The sequence below is a fragment of the Marinospirillum sp. genome (genome assembly GCF_035271045.1).
Classification (GTDB): Bacteria; Pseudomonadota; Gammaproteobacteria; order Pseudomonadales; family Halomonadaceae; genus Marinospirillum.
In genome coordinates this window covers 17,735-43,774 of record NZ_DATESC010000010.1, presented here as the reverse complement: position 1 = coordinate 43,774, position 26,040 = coordinate 17,735, and the positions used below count along the sequence as shown (strand labels likewise).

Sequence of the window (26,040 nt, the reverse complement as noted above, 5' to 3'; positions counted from 1 at the left end):
TTTAATCGACCCATTTTCTGGCATTAGCAAACAAACGCTGCCAAGGGCCTTGCTCGCCCCAGCTGTCTGGATGCCAAGAGTTATTGATAGTACGCGCTACACGTTCTGGGTGCGGCATCATAATGGTGGCACGACCATCGGCACTGGTTAAACCTGTAATGCCCGTTGGCGAACCATTTGGGTTGGCTGGATAACTTTGTGTTACCGCGCCGTAGTTATCGACAAAGCGTAGCGCAACACTGCCGCTTTGCTCAGTAATTTTAAGGTGCTCAGCATCACGGAATTCAGCGCGGCCTTCACCGTGAGAAACGGCAATGGGTAAGCGTGAACCTTCCATACCTGCTAGCAGAATTGATTTAGACTTCTGAATTTCCACCGTTGCAACCCGTGCTTCAAACTGCTCGCTTAGGTTGCGTACAAAACGTGGCCAATGCTCAGCACCAGGGATTAAATCCTTCAACTGCGACAACATTTGGCAACCATTACAAATACCCAGCGTGAAGGTGTCTTCCCTTTCAAAAAAAGCAGCAAAGGCATCACGGGTTTTTGCATGAAAAAGCACCGACTTAGCCCAACCACCCCCAGCACCTAAAACGTCGCCATAAGAAAAACCACCGCAAGTGGCTAAACCACGGAAGTTTTCTAAGCGAATAGCACCGCTAAGTAGATCGCTCATATGCACGTCGATGGGATCAAAACCAGCACGGTAGAAGGCAGCCGCAGTTTCCATTTGGCTGTTCACACCCTGTTCACGCAAAATGGCTACTTGTGGGCGCTGTGTTAGCTTTAAGTAAGGCGCTGCTAGGTCTTGGGTTAAATCAAAGCTCACCTTGGGGCTAAGGCCGGGGTTTTTGGCATCTAACAGGCTATCAAACTCTTCCTGAGCGCAATCTGCATTATCGCGCAGTGCTTGAATGCGATAGCTGGTTTCTGACCAACGGCGCTGGTATTCAACACGGCTGGCTTGTAGCAGCAGTTCGCCATCTAAAGAGAAGCTAAGCAAGTCATCGGTTTCAGGGCGACCTATCACTTGAGCGCATTCGCCAAGACCGGCGGCTGCTAATTGCATCAGCACAAATTCAGTGTCTTTTTGGCGCACTTGAATAACCGCACCGAGTTCTTCACTAAACAGTACTGCTAAGGCTTCGGCGGTATTTTCTGCTAGCATTTCAAGTTTAATGTCTAAACCTGTGTGCCCAGCAAAGGCCATCTCAGTAAGGGTTACAAACAAGCCACCGTCAGAACGGTCATGGTAAGCCAGCAGTTTATCTTCGTTGTTCAAACCTTGAATCACCGCAAAAAAGGCTTTTAAATCTTCAGGGTCGTCTAAGTCAGGCGCTTGATTACCTAATTGGTTATACACTTGTGCTAAAGCCGAACCACCTAAACGGTTTTGACCGCGACCTAAATCAATCAGCAGTAAATCGGTTTCACCTTTATCGGTACGCAACTGAGGCGTTAGGGTTTTTCTAGCTGCAGTAACCGGCGCAAAAGCCGTGACCACTAAAGACAGGGGCGAGGTAATGGATTTTTCTTGCCCTTGTTCATCCTCCCAAACGGTACGCATCGACATGGAATCTTTTCCAACCGGAATGGCAATGCCCAGTGCGGGGCAAAGTTCCATACCGACCGCATAAACGGTGTCGTAAAGGGCTTGGTTTTCGCCAGCGTGATTCGCGGCTGACATCCAGTTAGCCGATAATTTAATATCGCTAAGCTGATTAATGCTGGCCGCTGCTATGTTGGTAATGGATTCAGCAACCGCCATACGACCCGAAGCAGCAGGGTTAATGAGTGCGATGGGTGTGCGCTCACCCATTGCCATTGCTTCCCCGACTTCGGTAAAAGGCGTTGCGGTGGTAACGGCACAGTTAGCAACAGGCACTTGCCAAGGGCCAACCATTTGGTCACGCGCTACTAAGCCAGAAACGCTGCGGTCGCCGATGGTAATTAAGAACTGTTTACTGGCGACAGTGGGCAAGCTAAGAATGCGCTCAGCCGCATCTTTAATAGCGATGCCTGCAAGGTTTAGTTCGGGCAAGTCTAAAGTTTTGCGCTCAAAGCTGCGCTGCATTTTAGGTGCTTTACCAAACAGCACACTCATAGGTAAATCAACCGGCTTAGTTTCAAAGTGCCCATCAGTTACCGTTAAATGGTGTTCAGCTAAGGCTTCACCGACCACAGCATAAGTCGCACGTTCACGGCGGCACAGCTTATCGAATAATTCTAAGCTGGCTGGCGCGATGGCTAAGACATAACGCTCTTGTGCTTCGTTACACCAAATTTCTAGCGGGCTCATGCCCGGTTCAGCGTTAGGCACGGCACGCAAATTAAACAAACCGCCACGCTCGCCATCTTTAACTAATTCGGGTAAAGCGTTAGACAGGCCACCAGCGCCTACGTCGTGAATAAAGCAAATCGGGTTGTCATCACCCATTGCCCAGCAGCGGTCAATCACTTCTTGAGCACGGCGCTCCATTTCTGGGTTGTCTCTTTGTACGGAAGCAAAGTCTAATTCAGCACTGGAAGAACCCGTTGCCATAGACGAAGCCGCACCACCACCCAAACCAATATTCATGGCTGGGCCGCCTAAAACAATCAGCTTAGCACCCACAGGTATTTCATTTTTTTCAACGTGATTAGGGCGAATGTTGCCTAATCCACCGGCCAGCATAATGGGCTTGTGATAACCGCGACGTTCGTTGCCATTTAAACCAAGGGTGTTTTCTTCATAAGTACGGAAGTAACCATTGATATTCGGGCGACCAAATTCGTTATTAAAGGCTGCGCCACCTAAAGGGCCTTCAATCATAATGTCTAAGGCGGTTACAATGCGGTCAGGCTTGCCATAATCGTTTGTTTCCCACGCTTGAGTAAAACCTGGAATGCGTAGGTTGGAAACCGTAAAACCTGTTAGTCCCGCTTTAGGCTTAGAGCCAATTCCTGTTGCGCCTTCATCACGAATTTCGCCGCCAGAACCCGTTGCAGCACCTGCAAAAGGCGCAATGGCTGTTGGGTGATTGTGGGTTTCTACCTTCATTAAAATATGTACCGCTTCTTCGACAGGCTGCCAGCTGTGGGTTTCAGGCTGAGGAAAGAAACGTGGCGCAGAAAAGCCTTCAATCACCGAAGCGTTATCTTTGTAAGCTGATAAAACACCTTCAGGTGAACGTTTATGCGTATTACGAATCATGCCAAATAGTGAATGCGGTGAATCTGTGCCATCAATTGTCCAGTCCGCATTAAAAATCTTATGACGGCAATGCTCAGAGTTAGCCTGAGCAAACATCATTAGCTCAACGTCATTCGGATTTCTACCTAAACCAATAAAGCTTTCAACGAGGTAATCAATTTCATCAACCGCGAGCGCTAAACCTAATTCAGTATTGGCTTTAACTAAAGCGTCACGACCACCACCTAAAATATCAACGCTGGCAAGCGTGCGTGGGCTTTCATGGCGAAACAACTGGCTAGCCGATTCAACACTGGTTAGCAGCGATTCAGTCATACGGTCATGCAGCAAGCTATCCACTGCTGCTTGTTCGGTTGCAGTTAGGGTTTGGCTAGCTTGTAGGTAATAAGCAACACCGCGCTCTAAACGTGTAACCTGTGTTAAGCCACAGTTATGGGCTATATCGGTTGCTTTAGAAGACCAAGGCGATTGGGTGCCTAAGCGTGGTACTACCAAGAAAAGCACACCTTCGGGTGGGTGCTGTTCACCTGTTGGGCCGTAGTCTAGTAAAGCTTCAAGTACTTGGTTTTGTTCTGAATTTAGCTCAGAACTCAGGTCGGCCAGGTGAATAAACTCAGCATAAATACTTGTAATAGAAGCAGAAATTTCTTGAAGCTGGGTCAAGAGTTTTTGTGAGCGAAAAGCTGAAAGAGCTGGAGCGCCGCGCAGTTGGAGCATTAGCAAGCCTCGTCAGAGCAGGAATAATAGAAGAAAAAAGTAGGGTAAAACTTGAGGCGAATAATAGCGCAAACAAGCATTTAGAGCTATTAAAGAACAAAAATTGAACAGTGGGTCACAAAAATAAAATTGGTAAGAAGGCTTTTTTAAACATTATTTGCTAAGCTTACAAAACACTAACCATAAATAAATTCTAATTACAAGAACCTTCTAATTAGCAACTCTTTGATCTGGCTGCTACTTTATTACTTTTTGCGGCACTCAATGGCAGACTTGGTACTTAAATCCAAGTGTAAATTCAATCGAGCACTATTCGATGAGTTCTTTTATACATGAAATTAAAATTTTTATTATTACCCTTGTTGCTACTGATACTTCTAGTAACAGCAGGTTGCAAACAATCTGACTCACTCAATGGCGTGCTTGAAGCGGGTACGTTGACTGTGGCTATGCGTAATACTCCAGCGGTGTTTTATGAGCACCGTGAAGGCTATGCTGGTTTTGAATATGAGCTAGTACGTTCTTTTGCAGAGCATTTGGGGGTTGAGTTAAACGTTGTTAATCTTGCTAATGCCCTAGAAATGGAGCAAGCCGTATTAGATGGTAGCGTCGATATGGCTGCCGGTAGTTTAGGATTAACGCTTGATCGTAGCCGCCGTTTCTCAGCATCCATTCCTTTACTGCACAGTTCACAAATGGTGGTTTATCGTACAGGGCATTTTCGTCCTAAAAGCTGGGATGATCTTGTTCAAGGTACGTCTTTAGCTGTTCTAGCCGGTTCGCGTCAAGCTGAATTGTTGCAAAGTCATCAAGTGCGGCATCCACATTTAAGCTGGATGGAAACAACAGACCTTGAAGTGACCGATTTATTAAAAATGGTTCAAGACGGTGATTTAGATTATGCCGTTGTCAGTACGCAAGATTTTAATATCAATCGTTTTTTCTTCCCGCGTGTGGCGGTTGCTTTTGATACTGAAGTTTCATCCGCTTTAGTCTGGCTTTTTTCAAAGGAAAAAGATGCTAAGCAAAAGTATTCTAAGCTAGAACGCGCTGCAACCCAGTACATTAATTTAGCCCAAGACCTTGGCACTATTAACGAAATCAGAGCGCGTTATTATCGCCATGAACAGTATTTAGAGTATGTGGGTGCGCCTTTATTTTTACGCCATGTGCGTTCACGTTTACCCCAATACGAAGCACATTTTCGAGTGGCCGCTAAAGAACAAGATTTAGATTGGTTGTTGTTAGCAGCGGTATCTTTTCAAGAGTCGCATTGGCGTCGTAATGCTGTATCACCAACGGGTGTGCGTGGTTTAATGATGTTAACCCAGCGTACTGCCAATGAGTTGAATGTTGATAGATTAGACCCCTTTGAAAGTATTGAAGGTGGTTCGCGCTATTTAAAGCAATTATATAAACGTATGCCAGATGGTGTGCAGGGTAAAGACCGTCTGTATATGGCATTAGCATCTTACAACGTAGGTTTTGGGCATTTAGAAGACGCACGTAAAATAACCCAAGGTCAAGGTTTTAACCCTAATAGTTGGGAAGACGTTGCCAAGCATTTGCCATTATTAACGCAGCGTAAATGGTACCGTAATACACGTTATGGCTATGCTAGAGGCAATGAACCGGTTGCTTATGTACACAACATTCGTCGTTATTTAGAAATTTTAGAATGGCATGAGCGTAGCCAAGATGATTTTCTTGAGCAGCTTGAAGAACGTGCTGCAAAAGTTAAATTTGAAACAGCGTTTCGTAAAGTTCCGCCAACCATTTAACACGTTTTTTTAACGGTTCAAATTTTGAATTTTAGTTATAAAAAAACCTGCCCGTCCATTTGAACCAGCAGGTTTTTTTTGGTTTAGTGCTTTTTAAACAGAATAGTACATATCAAATTCAACCGGGTGAGTGGTTGTATTTAAACGCTGTACTTCTTTATGTTTCAGTTCAATAAACGCATCCAGTAATTCGTCTGTGAATACGCCACCTTTGGTTAAGAAATCACGGTCAGCATCTAAAGCTTTCAGTGCTTCATCTAGGCTACCAGCAACTTGTGGGATTTGTGCGGCCTCTTCAGGCGGCAAATCGTATAGATTTTTATCCATCGCATCGCCAGGATGAATCTTATTTTGAATACCATCAAGACCAGCCATTAATAAAGCAGCAAAGCAAAGGTAAGGGTTAGCACCTGGATCAGGAAAGCGTGCTTCAATACGGCGTGCTTTAGGATTACTAACGTAAGGAATACGAATGGAAGCAGAACGGTTTTTAGCCGAATAAGCCAGCATAACGGGTGCTTCAAAACCGGGTACCAAACGCTTATAAGAGTTAGTTAGCGGATTAGTGATCGCATTTAAGGCTTTGGCGTGTTTAATAATGCCGCCAATATAAAATAACGCCATTTCAGACAGGCCACCGTAACCGTTACCTGCAAATAAGTTAGTACCATCTTTGGTTAATGATTGGTGAACGTGCATGCCAGAACCACTGTCACCAACTAAAGGCTTGGGCATAAAGGTTGCGGTTTTACCATAAGCATGAGCGACGTTATGCACACAGTATTTTAAGCGCTGCACTTCATCGGCTTTTTTAACCAGCGTGTTAAAAGCAACACCAATTTCACATTGGTTAGCCGTTGCCACTTCATGGTGGTGTATTTCGATTTTTAAACCCATCGCAGTCATAGCATTACACATAGCGCCACGTACTTCATGTGAAGAATCGACGGGTGGTACTGGCATATATCCGCCTTTAACCCTTGGACGATGCCCCATATTGCCGCCTGCAATTGTGTCGTTAGATGACCAAGCAGCTTCTTCTGAGCCAATGGAATAAGACGAACCTGACATACCTAGCTTCCATTTTACATCGTCAAAAATAAAGAACTCAGGTTCAGGGCCAAAATAAGCAATGTCAGCAATGCCCGTTGACTTTAAGTATTCTTCAGCCCGTAAAGCTATGGAGCGTGGGTCACGTTCGTAACCTTGCATGGTGACAGGTTCGATAATGTCGCACTGTAAAATTAAAGTGACTTCATCGGTGAAAGGATCGAGTACAGCAGTGGAATCATCAGGCAGCATAATCATGTCTGATTCGTCTACACCTTTCCAGCCCGGTAGCGAAGAACCGTCAAACATCTGGCCATTTTCGAAGAATTCTTCGTCAACGTAAGAGGAAGGGATGGTGATGTGGTGTTCCTTACCTTGGGTATCAGTAAAGCGTAAATCTACCCATTTTACGTCGTGTTCAGTAATAATAGCCAGGCTCTTCTTGGACATACTAGCCTCCATGTTGGGTGTTAAATTTGGGTGTAAAAAAAGAAATTCATTACTGGCTTAAAGCCTAGTAAGTGCTGTGGATTAGACCATAAATAGCTTTAATGCACTATATCTGTTGCGTATTTTAATAGGTCGGCAGTAAGCTAAGTAATCAGTATGACTAGCAGTAGGTAACGGCTAAATTTAGCCAGTGTTACCATTAATAAAAAACGCCATAAAGGTTCGCGCATAATGCCTGCTACAAAGGTTAACGGATCGCCAATAATGGGTGCCCAGCTAAGTAGCAGCGACCAATACCCAAATCGTTGATAGCTTTGTTGTGCTTGGGCTAATTTTTTTTCGCTAATCGGAAACCAGCGTTTGTGGCGGTAATGTTCAATTGAACGCCCTAATACCCAGTTTATTATTGAGCCTAATACGTTGCCGACTGTTGCAACGGTGAGTAGCGTCCCTGTTGTATAACTACCCGTTAATAAAAGCCCCGCTAATACTGCTTCTGACTGCATTGGTAGTAAAGTTGCTGCGCCTAGTGCTGCAAAAAATAAGCCCAAATAACCTGATAACTCCCACGCCATGTTAAACATTTACTCCATTTAATGAGATCAGAAAACTATCAATAAGTAGCAAAAATCGTTATACTCATTCGCCTTTTTTTTAAGGTTGGTCAAGTTAATCTATTTTATTTTTGGCCAGCCTCTCCTTCACCCTTCCGGTTTGACCGGGGAGTAACCTGTGATAGATAAACTACGTAACATTGCCATTATTGCCCACGTTGACCATGGTAAAACAACTTTGGTTGATAGTCTTTTAAAGCAATCTGGAACCCTTGATCGTCGTGAAGCTGAAAACGATCGTGTTATGGACTCGAACGACCAAGAAAAAGAGCGCGGCATTACAATTCTTGCCAAAAACACTGCTATTACTTGGAGCGACTACCGCATCAACATTATCGACACACCTGGTCACGCTGACTTTGGTGGTGAAGTTGAGCGTGTTTTGTCGATGGTTGACTCAGTATTATTAGTTGTAGATGCCATTGATGGCCCTATGCCACAAACGCGCTTTGTAACCCAAAAAGCGTTTGCGCGTGGCTTAAAGCCGATTGTTGTTATTAACAAAATTGACCGTCCTGGTTCACGCCCTGATTGGGTAGTAGATCAAATTTTTGATTTGTTCGATAACCTTGGTGCTACTGAAGATCAACTGGACTTCCAGATTATTTATGCTTCAGCACTTAATGGTATTGCTGGTATGGATCCAGCAGAAATGTCAGATAATATGGATCCACTGTTTCAAGCGATCGTTGATCTAGTACCACCACCTAAAGTTGATGCCGAAGGTTCTTTCCAAATGCAGATTTCTGCATTGGATTATTCTAGCTATGTTGGCGTTATTGGTGTGGGTCGTATCACGCGTGGTCGTGTGTTGCCTAACCAACAAGTGGTGGTTATTGATCACGCAGGCAAACAGCGTAAAGCTAAAATTGGTCAAGTAATGACTTATCATGGCCTGCAGCGTAACGAATCGCCTGAGGGTGCTGAAGCGGGTGATATCGTTTGTATTACTGGTGTTGATCCACTATTTATTTCTGACACCTTATGCGATCCAAATAATCCAGAAGCAATGATACCGTTAACCATTGACGAGCCAACGGTGACTATGACTTTCCAAGTCAACAACTCACCTTTTGCAGGTAAAGATGGTAAGTTCGTTACTAGCCGTAATATTAAAGAGCGCTTAGAAAAAGAGTTAGTTCACAACGTTGCATTGCGTGTTGAAGAAACTGACAGCCCAGACCGTTTCCGTGTTTCGGGTCGTGGTGAGCTTCACCTTTCTGTTTTGATTGAAAGTATGCGTCGTGAAGGTTATGAGCTAGGTGTTTCACGCCCTGAAGTCATTATTAAAACCATTGATGGCGTTAAGCAAGAGCCCTATGAAGAAGTAATTATTGATATTGAAGAGCAGCATCAAGGTTCTATCATGGAAGAAATGGGCAAGCGTAAAGCACGCATGACCAACATGAATCCTGATGGTAAAGGTCGTGTACGTTTAGACTTTATTATTCCTTCGCGTGGCTTAATTGGTTTTCGTAACCAATTTATGACGGCTACTTCAGGTTCGGGTATTTTAACCAGTATTTTTGACCACTATGGTCCATTAACTGAAGGCGTTGTAGAGCACCGTATGAATGGTGTGTTAGTTTCTATGGCGACAGGTAAAATTCTGACCTACGCATTAACAACATTGCAAGAACGTGGCCGTTTATTTGTAGGTCCTGGTGTTGATGTTTATGAAGGTATGATTGTGGGTATTAATGCGCGTGACGCTGATATGGTTGTTAACCCAACTAAAGCTAAAAAGCTTGATAATATGCGCGTTTCAGGCCATGAAGAAACCATTCAGCTAGTACCACCATTAGTTTATAGCCTAGAACAAGCGCTAGAATTTATTGATGATGATGAACTGGTTGAAGTAACACCTAACTTTTTGCGTATGCGTAAAAAGTACCTTAATGAAAATGAACGTAAGCGTGCGAGTAAAAACTAAGTTATTGCTTAGTTTTTAAAATGAGTAAAATTAAAGGCGGCCATTGGGTCGCCTTTTTTATGACGCGATTTTTAAGATTAAATTTTACAGGAGTTAATGATGGACTTTCGGCGCTATTTAATCCCGTTAGTGCTGTTGGGAATGATTATTTCCTTGATGTTGCCAAGGGGTGAAAAATCTGACCCAGCAGTAGAAATCAAGCAACAACCTGTCAGCCAGCCGTTAGCCGATGGTGTGCGTAGCTATGGTGCGGGTACGGGGCACGTTTATGGTTTAACCGACAAGGATCGCCGTGACTTTAATTTAGGTGCTAATCCTGAGCGACGTATCTTGCAAGAACTAGGTAAGCATCCAGCGCTTATTCCTAAGAATGCAGCGCTAGGTAAAGAAGTGGCTTTTGTGTTGCATGAATCGGTGGTTTTAAATCGCCATTGGGTGCTAGCGGTTTTTGAAGGCAGTCAGGTTCTTGAAAATGGTCAGGTACGTGGTCAAGCGTTGTTTGAATATCAAATCAACAATCAAGCTGAATTTAGCTGGAAACTATTAGCCAATCAGCCCGATTAATGTTGATTAGTCTTGTTTTCGCCTTAGTTCCCTTAAAATAAACCTTGCTGGGTTTAAGCAATCAACCAACTCTTTTTCAAAAGGTGCTGAGTCGTTTGCTAACTGACTTGCCAGCAATTCAGCAGCGATAGGAATGCTGGTTAAGCCCCGTGAGCCATGACCGATATTCAACCAAAGTCCTAAGTGCTGCCATTCGCTAGGGAAGTCTGAAACAGCAACCTTGGATTGTGTTAAACGGTAGTTTTCTTGCCATGCTTTTAGTTTAGGCAAACGCCCAACTAAGGGTAAATGATCGGGTGAAGCACAGCGAAAACTAACTCGCCCATTTAAGGGGTTGGTTGTTTGGTTGCTTGTAGATAATTGCGTTAGTAAATTAGGTAGTATTGCATCAAGCTCTTGTTGGTTTTGTTGTTGCCCTGCTTGGTTCATCGCTGTATTTGTATCGCCTGAATCAAACGTTGCACCAAAACAAAGGGTGTTATCCATAGGTGGCAGTGTATAGCCTTTACCGCAAACTACTGTGAGTGGCGCTATTGGCTTATCAACCAATGATTTATCTAAAGTTAAATAGCTAACTTGCCCACGTACTGATTTCACGGGTAGCCATTGGCTGGGTGCAAAGCGCTTAGCTGCAGCAGCGCAACAGATGATGACTTGTTGATAAACTTTGCTGCCTTTAGTTGTTTCTAGTTGCCAAGCCTTTTCATGCGAATGTATGTCGATGACGGCTTGATGAGTATAAAGCGTTAGACCGTCTAATGTTTGTGCTAAGTGATCGCACAAAGCTTTAGGCGTTACCCAGCCTGTCCTAGAAAAGAACAAACCACCGGCACTGGTTTGGCTACCGGCTAATTCGCTGGCTTGAATTTGATCAACCGCAGTAACCAATGTTTTAGGTAAGTTTTGGGTGGCAATAAAACGCTGCTGGCGCTTGGATTCTTGCTCGGTAATCGCCAGCTGTAACACACCAGAAGATGACCAAAGTTGTTGCTTAGGGTCTAATGCTTCTAACCATCGACGGCTATATTCTAGCCCTGCTAAATAAAAGCGGCTGGATTGGTTGGCATCAACCGACAGCTTAATATACAGCGCCCCTTGCCTATTCCCTGAGCCGCCTGCTGCGGGTACTTTTTCTTCATACATATCCACTTTAAAGCCACGTTTAATCAGTGCTTGCGCTGTGCATAAACCCGATAATCCCGCGCCAATAATGGCGATTGAATGCTTTTTTGTGGAGTCGTTTTGAATAGCGGGTTGATTAACCTCAACGGTCGCATCAACACCTTGCGTTGCTGTTTTACACCAAGCATCTATTTTAGCATCCACAGCATTTAGATTGATGCTCGCATCGCCAAACAATAAATCCACAGTAACTCGCGGATGCAGGTTAAGGCGATGAAAACCAGAAATAGCTAAAGGGTAGTTTTTTTGCAAAAGCGCTGCGTATTCAGCCAATTCTGGCCAAAAAGTATGAGCTTTTTGTAAGTCTTCTGGTGTTAGCGGATAAGCCTCGGTGCTTATCCAGTGTAAACGTGCTGTTGCTGGTGCAGTTTTAAGAAAAAAATCTATTGCAATAAGCAAGTTCAAACCTGTGCTAAAACCCATTTCAGCCATCACAAAAGCGCGTTGCGGCTGCCAATTTTTAAAGCGTTCAGGTAAATTATTTTGCTTTAAGAACAAGGGTATAAATTCTGACTGCTGTTGATTATTTGCAGAAGCGGTACTTTTAAAATTTGCCACAAAAGTGGCCCATTGCTGCCAGTTAATGGTTGTTGTTGCTAGGCAAGTGGGTCGACGATAACTCGGTAAATCAGGGTTTTTAGCGCTTGGCATAAATAATGGCTTCAAGTTAGATATTGACTTAGTTAACATATTAACTAAAATGGTTTTAAGTCACCCAGCCTGATTAGTTAGGAAGCAGCCTGTGTTATGGCTCTGGGATAATAAACTTAATAAATCGCACAACTACATAAGGTGCTCCCAGTATGTTAACAAAAGAGCAGATTCAAAACGCAGCCGATCGTCTTTACGAGGCTGAAGTTAATCGCCAACAAATTCCAGCTTTAACCCTAGATTACCCAGAAATGGGCATGGCTGATGCTTATGCCGTTCAAAAACAATGGGTTGATCGCAAAGTTACTGAGGGTCGTAAGGTTATAGGTTATAAAATCGGCCTGACTTCACGCGCAATGCAGATGTCCTCTAATATTGATGAGCCAGATTATGGCGTACTGCTAGATGATATGTTGTTTGAAGATGGTGCGACCATTAAAGCCTCTGACTTTTTAGACCCACGCATTGAAGCAGAGCTAGCTTTTGTTCTGAAAAAACCACTTTCCGGCGAAAATATCACCATCTTTGATGTATTAAATGCCACCGATTATGTCATTCCTTCTTTAGAATTAATCGCTGCACGTTGCTTACGCACTGATCCAGAAACAGGTTATACCCGCAAGGTTTACGACACCATCGCCGACAACGCTGCTAATGCGGGCATAGTGCTAGGTGGTCGTCCAATTAAACCAACCGATATCGACCTACGTTGGGCAGGTTCTATGCTCTATTTGAATGGTCAAATTGAAGAAACCGGTTTAGCGGGTGGCGTACTAGGCAATCCCTTAAAAGGCATTTGCTGGGTTTGTAAACGTTTTGCGCCCCACGGGATTTCTTTAGAGCCGGGCCAAATTATTCTTTCGGGTTCTTTCATTCGCCCTGTACCTGTTAAAGCTGGTGATACCGTTCATGCTGACTTTGGTTCTTTAGGTGGCGTTACCCTAAATTTTGAATAATCTTCTAATCTAGGAAGCAACAAATGGAATTACCTAAAAATCGTTTTAAACAAGGTCTAGCCACAGGTAAGCCTCAGTATGGTCTTTGGTTAGGTTTGCCCGACAATTCTGCGGCAGAAATTGCTGCTGTGGCAGGTTTTGATTGGCTGTTAATTGATGGTGAGCATGGCCCTTTTGACCTGCGTACGATTATGTCGCACCTGCAAGCCATAGCTCCCTATGATGTAGCGCCTATTGTGCGTTGCGTTGAAGGCAATACCGCTTTAATTAAGCAATTGCTAGATATCGGCGCACAAACTCTATTGGTGCCTATGGTAGAAACAGCCGAACAAGCCAAGCAATTAGTCAGCGCGGTTCGCTACCCACCCGAAGGTATTCGTGGTTTAGGTACATCTTTGGCACGCGCTGCACGCTGGAATCAAGTGCCTGGCTACCTTAAAAAAGCCAATGCAGAAATTTGTTTATTAGTGCAAGTAGAAACCGCCAGCGCCTTAGAAAACCTCGATGCTATTTTAGAAGTTGAAGGCGTGGATGGTGTTTTTATTGGCCCTTCAGACTTATCTGCTTCTATGGGTTATATCGGCGATGCTGGCAACCCTGTGGTGGTTGAAGCCATTAATACTGGGCTGAATAAAATTCGTGCCGCGGGTAAATATGCCGGTCTTTTATGTTTAGACCCTAGCCTAACTGCCAGCTACGTTAAGGCTGGCGCTAACTTTGTCGGTGTAGGTGTAGATACCATGATTTTGGCACAGGAAACTCGCAAGCTGGCACAAAGTTTTAAAGACGGTGTGCCTATGACAGAAACTAAACCTCAAGCAGGTTACTAACAGTAAAGGTTAACTATGACAGCAACTCTTTTAGTCAACAGTAAGTTGGTCTGCGTCGCTCTGAATGATAAGGCGCAGCTAGCGGCTTTGGATGCTACTTTTAACCAAGCCCCCTACAATAAACCACCCACTCAGCCAGTGCTTTATTACAAGCCACGCAACACTTGGAGTGTTGACGCTGCTGAAGTCGAATGGGCAAAAGATTTTGATGGTAAAGATGTTCCAGCTATGGCGGTTGGTGCAAGCCTAGGTGTGGTTATAGGTAAAGAAACCTGCCGTGTTAAACCAGAAGAAGCGCTAAGCTTTGTGCGTGGTTACACAGTGGTTGCCGACTATTCATTGCCAGAAGAAAACTACTACCGCCCAGACATTAAAGGCAAGTGCTTAGACACCAGCGCTCCTGTTGGTCCAAGCCTTGTAGCGGCAGAAAAAATTGCTCAGCCCGATGCATTAAGCGTAACCATTAAAGTGAATGGCGAACTAAAAAGCACCTTTGATCTTAACCAAATGCAGCGCAGCGTTGCCGAGCTAATCAGCATTATTTCAAACATTATGACTTTGCAGCCAGGCGAAATTATTGCGGTAGGTTTTGCTGGTGAGCGAGTCGCCCTAGCTAAAGGCGATAAGATTGAAGCAGCCATAGAGGGTATTGGTACCCTGAACAACACTTTGGGAGGAATCTAAGCCATGAGATATGCACGTATTCTTGTTGAAGGTCGCAAGCTAGATATCACAATTGATGCACAAGATAAAATTACTACGCAAGAAGGCCAGTCAATTGATTTGCCCTTAGATTCAGACCAAATTACTTGGCTGCCACCGGTTAAAGAGCCGGGCACAATTTTTGCGCTAGGTCTTAACTATGCTGACCACGCCACTGAATTAAACTTTGCGCCACCCAAAGAGCCACTAGTATTTATTAAGCACGCTAACACGCTAACGGGCCATAAGCAGACCAGCTACCGCCCAGACAATATTGAATACCAACACTATGAGTGTGAGTTGGTTGCCGTTATTGGCAAACAAGGCAAAAATATTAAGCGTGAAGACGCGCTAGATTATGTTGCTGGTTATACGGTTTGTAATGATTTTGCGATTCGTGATTACCTAGAAAACTACTACCGCCCTAACTTGCGTGTAAAAAGCCGCGACTCTTTATTACCTATGGGCCCTTGGATTGTTGATGTTGCCGATGTGCCTGAGCCAAATAATCTGCGCCTAACCACCACGGTAAACGGCAAGATTACCCAAGACGGCTCCACCAAAGATATGATTTTTGATGTGCCTTTCTTGATTGAATACCTAAGCAAAATTATGACGCTTAACCCTGGCGATATGATCGCTACAGGTACGCCACACGGCGTTGCCGATATGCAGCCAGGTGACACAGTGGTTTGCAGCATCGAAGGCATTTGCTCGTTAGAAACACGCATTGTTTCTGAACAAGACTACTATGGTAAAAACTACTAAAAGCTTCAGGAGAAAAGTATGAGCGATACATTTGCAACCAATATGGAACGCGCCACCAAGTACCTGGAGCGTTTCAAAAAAAATACGATTGGCCATTACATTAATGGTGAATTTACCTTGGGTCAGGGCGGTCGTGAATACGAAAACCTAACCCCAACGGATAACAGCGTTATTGGTAAGGTTATGGCGGGTTCAGTGGCGGATATGGATGCTGCCTGTGAAGCCGCTGAAAATGCCTTTGAAGCTTGGACTAATCTACCCGGTGCTGAGCGTAAAAAATTGCTGCACAAATTTGCCGACCGTTTAGTTGAGCGTGCTGACGAAATTGCTTTGGTCGAGTCAATGGACTGCGGTCAACCGATTCGCTTTATGAAGCAAGCGGCGCTACGTGGCGCAGCTAACTTCCGTTTCTTTGCCGACAAAGCACCTGAAGCACAAGATGGTAAATCATCGCATCAAGCAGAACACACCAACATCACCATTCGTAATGCGATTGGCCCAGTGGGTATTATTACCCCTTGGAATACGCCTTTTATGCTATCGACTTGGAAAATTGCTCCAGCACTAGCATCGGGCTGTACGGTAGTGCATAAGCCTGCTGAGCTTACCCCTTTAAGTGCTTATATTTTGGCTGAAATTGCTGATGAAGTATTACCTAAAGGTGTGTGGAATATGGTTAACGGTTTTGGTGAAGACGCCGGTAAGCGTTTAACTGAACACCCAGCCATTAAAGCGGTTGCGCTAGTGGGCGAAAGCGCTACAGGTTCACACATTATGCGTCAGGGTGCTGCAACGTTAAAGCGTATGCACTTTGAACTAGGCGGCAAAAACCCCGTTATCGTCTTTGATGATGCCGACTTTGAACGCGCCTTAGATGCAGTGGTCTTTATGATCTACAGCCTAAACGGTCAGCGTTGCACTTCTTCTAGCCGTTTACTGATTCAAAGCGGTATTAAAGACAAGTTCTTAGCTGCTTTAGAAGAACGTGTGCGTAGCCTACGCGTTGGTCATTCACTTGATCCTGAAACAGAAGTTGGCCCATTAGTACACGTTGAGCACTACAACAAAGTACTCAGCTACTTTGATATCGCCAAAGAAGACGGCGCGCAAACCCCAGTGGGCGGTAAGCGCATTACTGAGCCTAAAGGCGATTTCTCTGCGGCAGGTAATTACCTAGAGCCAACACTCTTCACTGGCGCAACCAGCAGTATGCGTATTGCCCAAGAAGAGATTTTTGGCCCAGTACTAACGGCAATTAGCTTTGAAACTGAAGAAGAAGCCATAGCTATAGCGAATGACACCGACTATGGTTTGTCAGGTTACATTTGGACAGAAAACACGGGTCGTGCTATGCGTATGGGCCGTGCTGTTCAGTCGGGAATGCTTTGGGTTAACTCAGAGAACAACCGTAATCTACCTTCACCTTTTGGTGGCATTAAAATGTCGGGTATTGGCCGTGATGGTGGTGACTGGAGTTTTGATTTCTATATGGAAACCAAAAACATTTGTATAGCCCACGGTACGCATAAAGTACCAACGCTAGGCAAACACTAAGTAAGCGAGTGGTTATGGCAGGGTGGCAATGCTACCTTGCCAATAACGAATGGCTTCTATTATCGCGGTTTACAGCATATCTTCAAAAGGGTTTTTAAGGTTTAAAGTTACTTTTTGCGTATAGCCTGGAATTTCTAGGTCATTAGCGCTGAATTTAAGTTCTTCACCTTCTAACACATTAACGCCAAATTGATAGTTAAGGTTAAAACGCCCCGCCGTAAAATCTGCATCATGTTGCTGGCTGGTTGCCAGTGTTTTTTCTAGCAATGTTTGGTGTTGTTGCATGGCTTTAGTGCCATAGCGTTTGGCTAGCATATTTTGTGTTATTTGCGGTGAAAGCACTAGAGTGCTGGCATTGTTGCCACCAAAACCTTTGGCATTTAAGAACGCCATGTCCATACCTTCACAACCAATTTCTTCATGCTGATTATTCAGCTTTAAATTAGACGCATAAATATCATCGGCAAAGCTATCCACCGTCGTAATGCCCGGCAACCAGCCTTCTGCCCAAGTGCCTAAAGCGCTCATCATTTGATCGCCGCCAGCCGTGCCTTGTGAATGCCCGACATAAGCTTTAATAGCGGTAACGGGCCAATGGCTAATGCCCATTGCTTTGGCAACTTCATTAATAACATGGGATTCAGTGGTACGGTTTTTAGGTGTGCTGGTACCGTGTGCATGAACATAGCTGCGTTCTTGCAATGATTTTTCGCCTAATAAACTGCGCCCTAACGCTGCTGCTTTGGCTAAAGTTAAGTAATTACCAATGCCTGGTGCTGAAATGGAACGCTTAAAACCATCGGCGTTGGCAAATACTTCAGGTACCGAGCCTAAAATTTGTGCGCCGGTTGCAACGGCTAAATCGTCGGCAACTAGCATAATAAACTGCGCTGATTCAGCAATGGTAAAACCGCAGTTATTCGCAAACGGACGGCAGGCACGGCGATAATGCGCGTCGGTTAGCTGTTCTACACCATCTAAATTGCGTAGGCTGATATTATCAGCCAAAGCACCCATCGCACGGAAACCTTCAATGATTTCTGGCGTAACAGGCGCGTCTGAAGTACCAACAATCGCAATTTTTAAACGCCCAGAGCGCAGCGCGTTAGTAGCGGTTTGTAAGTTGTATAAAAAAGTTGCACAAGCACCAAGCGAACCATTGGATTGACCAATATTGCCCAACATATAAGCATTAATAAAGTCGGCCGTCATTTGTGCATAACCCAAAGGCATTTGCTTAGAGGTAGTGCGTTTACCGATGGTAGGGTTTTGTAACAAGCCGCCCCAGCCGTCTTGATCGAGTTGACCAATGGAGTTGCTGGCAAATACACCGATTTGATCAGGGTGGACTTTGGCGGCTAAATCTTGCCAGATAAGACCACTTTGCCCCAGTAAATCGGATACACCAAACACGGCCATTTGTAAGGCGCGTGGGTGATTGGCGCTGCGGTAATGCGCTCCGGGATTAAAGCCTGTGGGCAACATACCGGCGGCTTGTACAAGGGCTTCATGTGGATCGGCCATCGTAAAATCTTGTGGCTCGGTTATGGTTACTTCAATTTCTGTGGCAGAAAGGTCGCGTAACTGCCAACTGACGGGAATTCTTTCAGGTAGCTGACGCTGACGCAAAATAAAGCGAATGGGGTTATCGCTAGGTTTTAAGGTGATCGCCCGTCTGCCCGGTTGTGCATGAACATCGAACCAGTCAGGATGAATGCGGCGAATTAAAGTATTGTCTAGCAGCTGTTGTTTATAGCGCTCTAGTAATACGGCAGCATTTAAACTTTCACCTGAAGCGGTTATTAACCATTGGTCTGGTGTGGTTTGCGTAGCAAGTCCACTCAGGCTGGCTAATGATAATAAGCTGGCTTGCTGTTTGTTGGGTGATAGTTGGCTAAGCACGAGGCGCTTAAAGGCATGATGACCTGATGTGCGTCCTGCTGGGCTGACGCCGCCCATACCGATAATGACTGGAAGGTGTGACAAAAGACTATCCTCAGGATCAAAAAAGTCTGTGTATCTTAACACCGGTATTTGAAACGGGCTATGCAGCCACAACCTCCAGTCACCCGTTTTTAAGTTTTAACGACCACCGGCACGGTTTAATGCAGCAGGTGTAAAGCTGCTACGTTGAGGTTTGTAATCCCAGTTATAACCGCGTGTATCATTAATTAAACCAGACACTATGTAGCGGCCGTTCACCAAGTCATAAATAGTTTCAGCTGAATACCAAGGTACTTGGACATCTTGGAATTGCACGGTATGACCTTCTGCAACACGCCATAAATTGTCACGACCATCATAGTGATCGACGTGTGCAATTTGGTAGGTGTCTTCGTCAAAGTACATTACGCGCTTAGCATAAATATGCCGCTGGCCTTCTTTAAGCGTACCTTCGACTTGCCAAACGCGGTGCAATTCATAACGCGTGTAATCAGGGTTTATGTGACCGGCTTTTACTAGGTCATCAACACTTAGGTTGGTGTCGAGTAACTTGTAAGCGTTGTAAGGAATGTACATTTCTTTTTTGCCAACCAGTTTCCATTCGTAGCGGTCTGGCGCACCGTTAAAAACGTCGAGTGCATCAGAAGTACGCTGCCCGTCTGCTGCTGTACCTGGTCCGTCATAAGCAACTTGTGGCGCACGGCGAACACGGCGCTGCCCAGCGTTGTAAATCCAAGCACGGCGTGGTTCTTTAACTTGGTTCATGGTTTCTTGAACCAGTAACACTGTGCCTGATAAGCGTGCTGGCGCGGTGACTGATTGCAAAAAGTAGAACAAGCTATTTTCGACCGGATCACCAATAAACATAAACTCTTCAGACAGAGTAACGGCTGTGAAGTTACCGCTGGCTTGTGGCGTTGCCAAAGTTACTTCGCGCTCTGCACCTGCGCCACGGTAGCGTGTAGAGTGGTTCCACACTAGCTCTACGCCGGTTTTAGGCTGTGGAAAAGGCGTTACTTGGGTAAAGTCTTCAACGCCATTACCGCCATCAACCAATTTAGCAGTTTGGCTATTTTTCTTTATTAAGTCATAAACAGCTTGTGGGTAGTTGGCGGTACGGTGACTTTTATACACGGGAATCGTATAGGTGTCTGGGTACTTTTTAAGCATTTCAATTTGCCCAGCCGCCATATTGTTGGCGTATTGCTGGTAATTTTTAGCGGTAATGACAAATAAGGGCTTTTCGTTAGCAAAAGGGTTGCCATAGCCGTCTTTCCAATTACCGACAGTTTGTTTTAAACCGCCGTCCCATGCTGGAATTTTACCGTCAGCACTTGCAGCGCGTTCAGCACCCATAGGTGTTAGCTGATTACCACCTAAACCTTCAGCAGCCATGACTGCGCTAGTTGAGGTTAATAATCCCATTGTTAGTAAAGCGGTTGCTAGCCCGTTTAAAGAAAAACTTTTAGATAAATTACGATTGGAATGTTTCATAAGGCGTTATCCTTTTAATACTATTTTTGTTATTAAAGTTAACCGTTAGAAGTTTACACCAACGCTTAGGCTGACAAAGTCACGGTCATCTAAATCCCAATAGTCTGTGGTTAGGTAATTGGTGTAGCTAAGATTAGCTGTGTAAGTATTCATGTATTCAGCAGCTAAAGCCGTTCCTAAAATCATGCGACCTTCATAAAACTGACTGCCAGGTTCTGGGCCGTAACCACTAACATCATGGCTCCAAGAAAGCGTGGGTTTAAGCGTTAAACCACTGATTAGCGCATTGGTGTATTCCAACTGACCCACTAAACGGTAGCCCCAAGACAACTCGGTAACATAGCCATTGTCGGCAAACACAACGGCTGGGTTTACTACGTCAGAAGCCTGACCAGAACCTTCTTTACCAAAAGAACCATAAACAGATGAACGGCCAAAGCGCATATCTTTAGTGTCAGGCAAATCGTTTACATAGGTAAAGCCCACCTCACCAATAATGCGTAGGTTATCGGCGGCTAATACACGGTTAATGTCGTGAATAAAGGTTGTTTGGAACTGGAAAACATCGTGCTCACGGTAACCTTTTTGCATACCGGCTTCTAAGTCTCGAATCTCTTGAGGCAGGCGAGCAAGTAGTGGCGCATAAGATGAGTTATTAACAAAGTCTAGGTTGTTGTGCTTAGGGTTCTTAGGGTCATAGCCCATATTGCCTAGCAAGCCACGCACTAGAACATCGTTGGCATTGATTTGAATCGGGGTGTCTGGACGGTAGGTAAATTCACCCGACCAAGCAGTACCTGTGGGCAGTAGTGTTGCAAAAGAGGCGGCAATAATTTGTTGATCTTCAGGAAACTCAATAAAGTATTGGGTTGGGTCATTGTTACCCGCTGCGGCAATCATTGCTTGCGCCCCATTAATGGTGGCATTAGCACCTGCTGGGGTATTTTTAAGTAGGCCTGCTGCTGCCACTAGATCGCCTCCGGTTGCGGCGGCGGCTACTGCTTGTATTGCACCCGCATAGGTGGCTGCTTTTTGTGGGTCGGAACCTGCACTCACCTTACCGCCAACCATAGGTAAGCGACTGTGTACATTCTGATAAGAAAAACCAAATTCGGTGCCATTAAGCTGTTCGGCATACCACTTTAAGGCGATACCAAACTGGCCGCTAGAACTGGGTTCTTTATCGTCTAGCCGCTTAGCTATGTTCATATCAGTTTTACTTAGCCCTAACTGCCCATAGCCATTGGCTAGTGCATAAGCGCCTTCTAAGGCGGCAAAAGGTGTGCCAAGCACTGTACCGGCAGCATTAGCAGGTTCGCTTAAACCGCTTTGGTAATAAACTGGGTCACAGCCTTCGGCAGCAAAGTCGGTATTGGCAAAGTAAGTACCGCAAGCATCGGCGCGGGTGCGTTGCCATTCAAGTTGGTAATAACCTTCTAGGTTAAAGTTGCCCATTTCATCTAAAGCAATCGAACCAGAAAGCATATTTACTGGCAGTAAAGCATCCCTTAATTCTGCACCAGGGCGGCGTAAGGCTTGAACATCTATCGGGTTAGCCGCGTTTTGTCCACCTTGAATAAAGCTACTTTGTCCCCAATTAAGCACATGGCGACCTAAAATAGCTTGGGCAGGGCGACCGGCAACATCGAACTCACCCCAAACATAGGCATCCATCAGCTCGATACCACTTTTAGCATCGTCAAAGGCTGTTGTGTCTTTCCAGTCATCAACTACGCCAGCATTAGTGGGGCCGTCTAATTCACTTAATGCATGGTCATACCAATAACGAAAGCTAACTTTAGCACCCACATTACGGTATTTGTTGTGGGTTAAACCTAGGGTGTGATTCCCAGTAATAACCTGCGAAAAAGCGTCGCCTTTATCAAAGTTCATATTGCCGTTATCGGTATTGCTAGAAGAGTTACCTTGATAAGTGGGATTGCCTGCAATGCCAGAGGTTATACCCTGCGCCCCAAGCGTCCCTGCGGCTATGTAATCATTGTTTCTTTTTTCTGTACGCCAGCTAGAACCCAGCGTTAGTTTAGAGTCGACTTTAAGGTTAAATTCACCCATTTCAATATCAGCTGCTTGAACTTGCGACATACCTGCTATCGCTAAAGCTAATAAGCTAAGGCGTGGTAAGTGTTGGGTAAAACTACGACGAGTATGCTGAGTCTTAGGGGGAGTCGCAGGGTAAGTAGTAGGATAGGATTGCTGACGCATGATGTTCACCTCTTGTTTTTATACGGTGCTTGCTATCAAGTAGTTATTTTGCCACAGCTAATACTTACATGACCCTGCCATATAAACAAGCGTTTGAATTGATGATTTGTTTGATTGTACTGGGTATCTAAACTATCGAGTGCAAATGTTCTATAATCCAAACGCTGTATTAATGCCATTTTAGCCAAGTTTTTTAGAGGAAAGTGCTTATGCGTCGTGTTGTTTTTAATCAGAAGGGGGGTGTTGGAAAATCCAGCATTACTTGTAATTTGGCGGCGATTAGTGCTGCAAAAGGCACACCAACCCTAGTGATTGATTTAGACCCACAGGGTAATTCAACCCATTATTTAATGGGGCAACCCGCACAAGATTTAGACGCTAGCGTATTTGATTTTTTTGAACAGTCACTTACTTTAGGGGGTGGGCGCAAGTCGGTAAATGATTTGATTTATGCCACGCCTTACGAGAATTTGTATGTGTTAGCAGCCCATCCAGATTTAGAAAGCCTAGAAGCTAAACTAGAATCCCGTTATAAAATTTATAAATTAAAAGAAGCTTTACAGCAGCTAGAAGAAATTTACCCATCCATTTGGATAGATACGCCACCAGCACTGAATTTTTTTAGCCGCTCAGCATTAATTGCTGCACAAACCTGTTTAATTCCTTTTGATTGCGATGCTTTTTCTCGCCAAGCTTTATATTCTTTACAAGACGCGGTGCAAGAGTTAAAAGCCGATCACAACGATGCCTTAACTATTGAGGGCATTATCGTGAATCAATTTAATGCACAGGCTAAATTGCCCCAGCAGCTCATTAATGAATTATTAGCAGAAAATCAGCCAGTATTGCCGGTGCATTTAAGCAGCTCGGTTAAAATGCGTGAATCGCATCAGGTGTCGCAACCCTTAAATCACTATGCGCCTAAGCATAAATTAACGCAGCAGTTTCAAGCCTTGTTTGAGTTGCTTCATGCCTGCTAGTTATTCTTGTCAGGTGATTAGTAATCAAACCGCACCTTATGAAAAACTTACTGAAGTGGTGCAGCGGCATCAGCAAACGGTTTTTCAAAAGCCCATTGCAAGCTTTAATCAACAAGCCTTTGAACAAGCACAGCAGCGTTTAGCTGAACACGGTGGGCCGCTAATTTTAGATTCTTGCTGTGGTGTGGGGCAAAGTACGCGCTTATTAGCAGCACAGTTTCCTAAGCATTTTGTATTGGGGATAGACCGTTCAGTCGATAGATTAGAAAGAAAACTAGGCAAGCTGCCCAGCAATGCTTGTTTGATTCGTGCTGATTTGGTGGATTTTTGGCGTTTGGCTGCTGCTGCGAATTGGCGGCCTGACTACCACTTTTTGCTTTACCCTAATCCTTCACCCAAAAAGAAAGATTTTAAGCTGCGCTGGCACGGGCATCCGGTGTTTAAATACCTAGTGGCTTTAGGCGGGCGTTTAGAATGCCGTACTAATTGGCCCTTGTATGTTATTGAAATGCAGCAGGCGTTAAAACTAATGGGCGTTGCTGCTAACTTGCAGCGGTTGGTTGTGCTTGACGAACCGCTCACTCCTTTTGAACGTAAATACGCGAAGAGTGGCCATGACCTTTGGCAGCTAACCGCGCAACTCAATGCAGCACTCGATGATTAAGATAAGAGCTAAAAATGCCCGCTGATAGCCATGATTCAATCACTACCCCATCGACACCTTCAGACTTTGAGCTGGCGGTGCGCCGTGTTTCAATCAATCCCATGAAAGAAGCCTATCCACGCAAAGCATTTAAAGCGCGTGGCAGTTTTGTTACTCGCTGCGATGCTTGCCGTATGCCTCGCCAATATTGCATTTGTAAGTTTCGTACCCCAGTTACAGCTAAAGCGGTTTTTTGGGTATTAATGCACACCAATGAAGCCTGTAAACCGACTAATACGGCACGCTTAATAGGCGATACCTTGACTGAAACGCGAGTGTTTGGTTGGGACAGAACACAGCCACCACAAGCGTTTTTAGATTTATTGGCAAGCCCTGAATACCAGCCTTTTTTAATTTTTCCAGACGACCAGCCCGATTACCAAGACCGCGTGGTTAACTTATCCAGTGCCCGTTTAGGGCAGGAAAAGCGTCGCCCCGCATTTATTTTATTAGATGGCACTTGGCGACAAGCCAGACGAATGTTCAGAAAAAGCCCTTGGTTAAATCATTTACCCGTGTTGCCTTTACACAGCACCCAAAAAACCGATTACCGTTTGCGTAAAGCTGCGTCTGAAGAGCATTTATGCACGGCTGAAGTGGGTGTGGAATTGTTGAAGTTGGCAGGCGATAACGAGGCTGCGGAAGTGTTAAGCCATTACTTTAAAGTGTTTAACCAAGGTTATGCGGCTGCAAGGCACCAGAAGCCCACTTTAGAGCTGACTGATGCCATGCAATGGTTGGTCGATTATCAGTTGGCTAGCGCGTCTAAATAGCGTTCTGCATCTAAGGCTGCCATACAACCTGTGCCAGCCGAAGTAACTGCTTGGCGATAGATGTGATCGCAAACATCACCAGCGGCAAATACGCCTTCAACACTAGTGGCTGTTGCGTTACCGTCTAAACCCGATTTGATTTTAATGTAGCCATTGTTCATTGCTAGCTGGTCATTAAAAATCTCGGTATTGGGTTTATGGCCAATAGCAATAAACACACCAGCAACGAGCAGCTCTTGGGTTGAATCATCGGTGGTTGATTTTAGCTTTAAGCCAGTAACGCCGGTAGCATCGCCTAATACTTCTTCTAGCTGATGATTCCAAAGAATGTCTACATTGCCGTTTTTAGCTTTTTCTAACAGCTGATCTTGCAGGATTTTCTCAGATCTTAGACTGTCACGGCGGTGAACTAAAGTAACTTTTTTAGCGATATTGGATAAATACAGCGCTTCTTCAACCGCAGTATTACCACCGCCTATCACAGCTATTTCTTGGTTTTTGTAGAAAAAACCATCGCAGGTAGCGCAGGCAGATACACCACGCCCCATAAAGGCTTCTTCACTAGGCAAACCTAAATACATAGCGCTGGCGCCAGTGGCAATAATTAACGCATCGCAGGTATAAGTACCTTGGTCGCCCGTTAAGGTGAAGGGGCGTTCTGTTAGTTCAACCTTATTGATATGGTCAAACAGCACTTCGGTATCAAAGCGTTCAGCGTGTTTACGCATTCTTTCCATTAGTACTGGGCCTTCAACGCCTTGCTCATCACCTGGCCAGTTGTCTACTTCGGTGGTGGTGGTTAGCTGACCACCCATTTGCATACCCGTAATAAGTAAGGGTTTTAAATTAGCGCGGGCGGCATAAACAGCAGCGGTATAACCCGCAGGACCTGAGCCTAAAATAATGAGTTTACTGTGGCGGTTGTTGTTCATGATGACCTCTTAAAAACCATAAAAAAAGGGGGCGGTTTGCACCGTC

At 44.9% G+C, this 26,040-nt stretch carries 19 protein-coding genes; 11 read left to right on the top strand and 8 right to left on the bottom strand.

All coding sequences use genetic code 11. From position 1 onward, the window contains the following. Window position 1: 1 nt before the first annotated feature. On the bottom strand, window positions 2–3,910 hold the full coding sequence (purL, locus tag VJY63_RS04810; RefSeq protein WP_324048616.1) for a phosphoribosylformylglycinamidine synthase: 3,909 nt from the start codon (window positions 3,908–3,910) through the stop codon (window positions 2–4). Window positions 3,911–4,242: 332 nt separating this feature from the next. Between purL and mltF the strand changes: the two genes are divergently transcribed. After that, a complete protein-coding gene (mltF, locus tag VJY63_RS04805) occupies window positions 4,243–5,691 on the top strand; it encodes a membrane-bound lytic murein transglycosylase MltF (protein WP_324048615.1) in 1,449 nt (482 codons plus the stop codon). Window positions 5,692–5,784: 93 nt separating this feature from the next. Here mltF and glnA read toward each other — a convergent pair whose 3' ends face one another. After that, window positions 5,785–7,191, bottom strand: coding sequence for a glutamate--ammonia ligase (glnA, locus tag VJY63_RS04800; RefSeq protein ID WP_324048614.1), 1,407 nt, complete (start codon window positions 7,189–7,191; stop codon window positions 5,785–5,787). Window positions 7,192–7,334: 143 nt separating this feature from the next. Next, on the bottom strand, window positions 7,335–7,766 hold the full coding sequence (locus tag VJY63_RS04795) for a YqaA family protein (protein WP_324048613.1): 432 nt from the start codon (window positions 7,764–7,766) through the stop codon (window positions 7,335–7,337). Window positions 7,767–7,923: 157 nt separating this feature from the next. Here VJY63_RS04795 and typA point away from each other — a divergent pair, with 157 nt between their 5' ends. Together typA and VJY63_RS04785 are read left to right on the top strand one after the other, a co-directional pair. Next, entirely contained in the window at window positions 7,924–9,738 is a 1,815-nt protein-coding gene (gene typA, locus VJY63_RS04790) for a translational GTPase TypA (protein ID WP_324048612.1), read from the top strand. Between the two features lie 96 nt (window positions 9,739–9,834). Then, window positions 9,835–10,302, top strand: a complete 468-nt coding sequence (locus VJY63_RS04785; protein ID WP_324048611.1) for a hypothetical protein — start codon at window positions 9,835–9,837, stop codon at window positions 10,300–10,302. Between the two features lie 6 nt (window positions 10,303–10,308). Here VJY63_RS04785 and mnmC read toward each other — a convergent pair whose 3' ends face one another. Continuing rightward, window positions 10,309–12,135 (bottom strand): FAD-dependent 5-carboxymethylaminomethyl-2-thiouridine(34) oxidoreductase MnmC, encoded by a 1,827-nt coding sequence (gene mnmC / locus VJY63_RS04780; protein ID WP_324048610.1) that lies wholly within the window; start codon window positions 12,133–12,135, stop codon window positions 10,309–10,311. A 152-nt stretch (window positions 12,136–12,287) separates the two neighbouring features. On the opposite strand from mnmC, the gene hpaH reads away from it, so the two are divergent. From hpaH to hpaE, 5 genes are read left to right on the top strand one after another with little or no spacing between them, the layout of a single operon-like run. Then, window positions 12,288–13,091, top strand: a complete 804-nt coding sequence (gene hpaH, locus VJY63_RS04775; protein ID WP_324048609.1) for a 2-oxo-hept-4-ene-1,7-dioate hydratase — start codon at window positions 12,288–12,290, stop codon at window positions 13,089–13,091. Between the two features lie 23 nt (window positions 13,092–13,114). Next, on the top strand, window positions 13,115–13,921 hold the full coding sequence (gene hpaI, locus VJY63_RS04770; RefSeq protein WP_324048608.1) for a 4-hydroxy-2-oxoheptanedioate aldolase: 807 nt from the start codon (window positions 13,115–13,117) through the stop codon (window positions 13,919–13,921). Between the two features lie 15 nt (window positions 13,922–13,936). Continuing rightward, window positions 13,937–14,605 carry a fumarylacetoacetate hydrolase family protein gene (locus VJY63_RS04765; RefSeq protein ID WP_324048607.1) on the top strand — a complete coding sequence of 223 codons (669 nt, stop codon included), beginning with the start codon at window positions 13,937–13,939 and terminating at the stop codon, window positions 14,603–14,605. Window positions 14,606–14,608: 3 nt separating this feature from the next. Next, on the top strand, window positions 14,609–15,391 hold the full coding sequence (locus VJY63_RS04760) for a fumarylacetoacetate hydrolase family protein (RefSeq protein ID WP_324048606.1): 783 nt from the start codon (window positions 14,609–14,611) through the stop codon (window positions 15,389–15,391). 18 nt (window positions 15,392–15,409) lie between these two features. Further along, complete coding sequence (hpaE, locus tag VJY63_RS04755) at window positions 15,410–16,945, top strand: 5-carboxymethyl-2-hydroxymuconate semialdehyde dehydrogenase (RefSeq protein ID WP_324048605.1); 1,536 nt, start codon at window positions 15,410–15,412, stop codon at window positions 16,943–16,945. A 69-nt stretch (window positions 16,946–17,014) separates the two neighbouring features. Here hpaE and VJY63_RS04750 read toward each other — a convergent pair whose 3' ends face one another. From VJY63_RS04750 to VJY63_RS04740, 3 genes are all read right to left on the bottom strand, one after another. After that, window positions 17,015–18,931, bottom strand: coding sequence for a beta-ketoacyl synthase (locus VJY63_RS04750; RefSeq protein WP_324048604.1), 1,917 nt, complete (start codon window positions 18,929–18,931; stop codon window positions 17,015–17,017). Between the two features lie 96 nt (window positions 18,932–19,027). Continuing rightward, window positions 19,028–20,383, bottom strand: a complete 1,356-nt coding sequence (locus tag VJY63_RS04745; RefSeq protein WP_324048603.1) for a DUF1329 domain-containing protein — start codon at window positions 20,381–20,383, stop codon at window positions 19,028–19,030. A gap of 45 nt (window positions 20,384–20,428) precedes the next feature. Next, window positions 20,429–22,606, bottom strand: a complete 2,178-nt coding sequence (locus VJY63_RS04740) for a DUF1302 domain-containing protein (RefSeq protein WP_324048602.1) — start codon at window positions 22,604–22,606, stop codon at window positions 20,429–20,431. Between the two features lie 209 nt (window positions 22,607–22,815). Between VJY63_RS04740 and VJY63_RS04735 the strand changes: the two genes are divergently transcribed. Genes VJY63_RS04735 through VJY63_RS04725 form a run of 3 tightly spaced genes read left to right on the top strand, consistent with a single transcriptional unit; the run spans window position 22,816 to window position 25,062 of the window. Next, the gene (locus VJY63_RS04735) at window positions 22,816–23,586 is read left to right on the top strand and encodes a ParA family protein (protein ID WP_324048601.1); all 771 of its coding nucleotides are present in this window, start codon (window positions 22,816–22,818) and stop codon (window positions 23,584–23,586) included. Next, window positions 23,576–24,250 (top strand): SAM-dependent methyltransferase, encoded by a 675-nt coding sequence (gene trmB, locus VJY63_RS04730; protein ID WP_324048600.1) that lies wholly within the window; start codon window positions 23,576–23,578, stop codon window positions 24,248–24,250. The genes VJY63_RS04735 and trmB overlap by 11 nt, the downstream gene beginning before the upstream one ends. Before the next feature lie 14 nt (window positions 24,251–24,264). Further along, complete coding sequence (locus VJY63_RS04725; protein WP_324048599.1) at window positions 24,265–25,062, top strand: tRNA-uridine aminocarboxypropyltransferase; 798 nt, start codon at window positions 24,265–24,267, stop codon at window positions 25,060–25,062. On the opposite strand, the gene trxB is transcribed toward VJY63_RS04725, so the two are convergent. Further along, window positions 25,038–25,994, bottom strand: a complete 957-nt coding sequence (gene trxB, locus VJY63_RS04720) for a thioredoxin-disulfide reductase (RefSeq protein ID WP_324048598.1) — start codon at window positions 25,992–25,994, stop codon at window positions 25,038–25,040. The two genes, VJY63_RS04725 and trxB, sit on opposite strands and share 25 nt — an antisense overlap. Window positions 25,995–26,040: the final 46 nt, after the last annotated feature.